This is a genomic window from Longimicrobiales bacterium, assembly GCA_035764935.1.
Lineage (GTDB): Bacteria > Gemmatimonadota > Gemmatimonadetes > Longimicrobiales > RSA9 > DASTYK01.
Window position 1 is genome coordinate 1 of sequence record DASTYK010000096.1, and the last position, 3,675, is coordinate 3,675.

4 protein-coding genes are annotated in these 3,675 nt (G+C 65.0%); 3 read left to right on the top strand and 1 reads right to left on the bottom strand.

The window, feature by feature from the left end:
- Positions 1–1,175, top strand: a 1,175-nt coding sequence (locus VFU06_08020) for a hypothetical protein (protein ID HEU5209341.1), incomplete at its 5' end; no start/stop codon positions are given.
- Positions 1,176–1,407: 232 nt separating this feature from the next.
- A complete protein-coding gene (locus VFU06_08025; protein HEU5209342.1) occupies positions 1,408–1,563 on the top strand; it encodes a hypothetical protein in 156 nt (51 codons plus the stop codon).
- A gap of 170 nt (positions 1,564–1,733) precedes the next feature.
- Here the strand turns inward: VFU06_08025 and VFU06_08030 are convergent, their stop codons facing one another.
- Complete coding sequence (locus VFU06_08030) at positions 1,734–1,979, bottom strand: hypothetical protein (protein ID HEU5209343.1); 246 nt, start codon at positions 1,977–1,979, stop codon at positions 1,734–1,736.
- A gap of 575 nt (positions 1,980–2,554) precedes the next feature.
- Here VFU06_08030 and VFU06_08035 point away from each other — a divergent pair.
- Positions 2,555–3,675: DEAD/DEAH box helicase (locus VFU06_08035; GenBank protein HEU5209344.1), on the top strand; the 1,121-nt coding region annotated here is incomplete at its 3' end.

The following is a 3,675-nucleotide window of genomic DNA, read 5'->3' on the forward strand; positions in this document are numbered from 1 at the left end:
TGACCGATCCGATCACGCCAGGCCTGCCGGTTCCGCCCGCCGCTCCGCCGCCGTCCCCGACACCCCAACCGCCTCAGCTCCTGCCAATTGGGGCCCCGATCGATTTTCCTCTGGGCTGGCTGCTCGATCATAGCGCTCCAGCGGTACAGTATCGCGCCACTATCGACGTAGCTCGCATACCTCCTCGGCAAATTCCGGCTATTCGCACGCTTCCGTACGCGCACGTCCCGGCACTGTCACTCGCCATCGCCCAACAGAACGACGGCACCTGGGGCGGCTCGATGCTCGAGGTCCCGTCCGTCCGCGCGCACTCGTTCGAGGGCGTCGGGACCATTACCGCGACCAGGCGCCTTCTCGAGTACGGCTGGGACAAGGACTCGCCTCCGCTCATGCGAGCTCGCCGCATCCTGTTTCGCTTGCTAGCCGAGGATGAGGATCCGGCGTTCTTGTTCGAATTGGGACCGTCGAGAGGGCGTCCGGATCCGGATACGACTCACATAGGGCGAACGACCCTGCGGGAAGCAGCCGCCTCCGCGCTGGCTCAGGCGGGGTACGAATCCGACCCGCGCCTCCGAGGCGCAGCGCGTCGTGTCGTCGATCGTCTCGCGGTCTATCTTCGTTCCCCGCTCGCCCAGAAACCCTGGGTCCGCGCAGGCAACCAGCAGGTTCTCGCTCCTGAGGCGACCCCGCCGTCGTTTCACACGCTCGTCATGCTCGCCCACATGCCGCTTTTCCGCAGCGAGCACTACGACGTGATGGAGCGCCTTTTTCAGTTTCTCTCCCAGCCCCTGCCGCGGCAGGCGGCGGCGCGCCTCCTCGGCGACAAGGTCATCCCGCAGCCGCACCTCATGCTCGGCGACCCTCTGCCGCACCGAAACGCGGCCGACGCCGACGTCCCGTGGGCGCTAACCTGGCTCGAGCTCGTCGCGCGCCTCGGGTACATGCGGCGGCACGAAGGTTGGGCGAAGCTCTACGACAGGTTTCTCGATGATCGGGACCAGGACGGCGTCTGGCATCCCCACAAGGGGCTGGCGATGCCGCGGTCCACGAATCCGCTCGTATGGCCGTCGTTCCCGCTCGAAACGCAGCACACCGGCGAGGAACGTTGGAGCGATGTCACCTTCCGCCTGGGACTCATCGGCAGGCTTGCGGGCCGGCAGATCAACGTCATCTGATCGCGCGAGCTGTGCTCGTTAGGCCCGAAAACGTCCGTGTTCTGTGGGAACTGTATTGGTTTCGTGAACTCGCGTTGCCGACACCAACCCGGGGCGTCTCTCGTAGTGTCGAACGAACGGTAGCAGCAGAGTAGTTCGTTCGGGTTCTCCACTAGCAGAGAGGTGCTCCGTGAAATCGCTGTTCCAGGCTGGGGACGTTTCGTCCAGCTCGTGTCGCGCGTGTCGCAAAATCGTGCGCACCCGCTATGAGGTCCGCACCGTGCATCTTACCGGTTCGCGGCTCCGTGTCCCGAACGTCCTGGTCGACGTCTGCACGGAGTGTGATGGCATGGTCTCGATCCCGCGCCAGTCGATGGCGCAGTTGCGCGAAGTTGGAGTGTGGAAGTAGTTGAGACCCCAGGGGTCAGAAGTCAGGAGTCAGGGATCAGGGATCAGGGGGTATCGGGTCGCAGGTTGAAGGAGAGGACTGCACCGAGGGACGAGGTGCCAGGTTTCTCTCCTGCAACCCACACCCTGACACCCCCTGATCCCTGACTCCTGACTACCGACCCCTGGTTTTCACGCTCTCACCTTCTCCCGGTCGGTCAACAGCTTCGCCTGGTATCGCTGCGCTTCGGAAATCCGCTCGACCTCGACCGACATCGTGTCTACCGCCTGCTCGATGCGATTCATTTGAGCCGCGAGCTCGGCGTTGACTGGACTCGGCATGCCGCGGCGGTCGATCCACCGGCCGATCGCGCGAGCGATTGGAAGACCGACAATGATGATGACCACCGCGATGAAGAACATCGTGACGATGTCCACGGCCTGCGGCGGGATCTCGTTGCGTCGCTCCCACGGCGGTGCCGGAACCGTAATCACCTGAGGGCGAGCGTCACCTCCCACCTGCACGCGAACCTGCCCCTGCGTCTCCTCACGGATGCGCTGGGCTTCCCGCTGAATGCGTTGCACCTCTTCCTGCAGGCGCCGAGTCTCCCGTGCCTGTGCCCGTGCCTGAGCGGCTGCCGCCTGGTCCTCGGCGCGAGTCTGCTGCTCGAGCGTTATGACGTTTTCGAAACGCACGTCGTCCTCCAGAATGACGCGGTACCGACGACACTACCGGGATGCGAGCCGGCAGGTTTCGGCCGTTCTCGACGTTAGAACCGCGCCAGCCGTGGCGCTAGACCCTTGTCGCACTTACATTTGATGCACGGGACGTACGAAACGTTGCCGTGGAGCCGATTCCAGCCGCTCGGGACATTGGCTCGCTGAAGAGCCGCACAATCCGCGGACCCTTCCGAAAATTTTCACCTCGGCGTGCGCCATTGCGGCGCGGCTGAAGGCGCGCCGGTCCCGGGGAACGCACCCCGGAGTCGAGCGGACCCGGCGCAACAGGTTACATGCAAAACACAATTGAAACACCCTCCGCATTCGACTCACTCGGCCTCGCGCCAGAGTTGATCGACGCCATCCGCGACGCGGGGTATCGGGAGCCAACGCCGATTCAGGCGCAGGCAATCCCGCTCGCGCTCAAAGGGCGCGACCTCATTGGCCTGGCCCAGACAGGCACCGGCAAGACTGCCGCATTCACCCTTCCCATCATCCAGCGCCTCCTTGGCGGGCCACGACGCCTTCGCGCGCTCATCCTCGCGCCAACGCGTGAGCTCGCGGCGCAGGTTCGCGAGAGCTTCGAGAAGTACGGCCGCCACAGCGGTTTGCGCGTGGCAGAGGTATTCGGCGGAGTCGCGCTCGGTCCGCAGGAGACAGCGCTTCGGCGGGGAGTCGATGTCGTCGTCGCCACGCCCGGTCGCCTGATCGACCACCTCGAGCGTCAGAACCTCGTCTTCGACGACCTCGAGGTGCTCGTGCTCGACGAAGCCGATCGCATGCTGGACATGGGGTTCGCACCGCAGATCAACCAGATCGTGCGCGAGGTTCCCGCATACCGGCAGACGCTCCTGTTCAGCGCGACGATGCCGCCCGAGGTCGAGGCGCTCGCGCGCAAATATCTCCGGAAGCCGATCGTCGTGCAGGTAGGTCTTCGGACTCAGGCGGTGGACACGGTGGCGCACGCCGTGTATCCCGTTCCGCGCGAGCGGAAGAGTGCCCTGCTGGCCGAGCTGCTGAAGCAGCCCGAGATGGACTCAGTGCTCGTGTTCACGCGTACCAAGCACGGCGCCGACCGCCTCGTGCGGCACCTTCAGCGCGCTGGCGTCGAAGCGACGGCCATGCACGCGGACAAGAGTCAGTCGCAGCGGATGCAGGCGCTCGAAGAGTTCAAGGCCGGAAAGATCCGCGTGCTCGTCGCGACCGACATCGCCCAGCGAGGTCTCGACATCGCCGGCATTTCGCACGTGATCAACTACGACGTGCCGCAGCGCCCCGAAGACTACGTGCACCGCATCGGCCGCACTGGCCGGGCTGCGGCGACAGGCGACGCGTTTACCTTCATGTCCCCCGACGAGATCGCGACAGTTCGCACCATCGAACGCGTGCTCGGCACACCGATTCCGCGCATTTC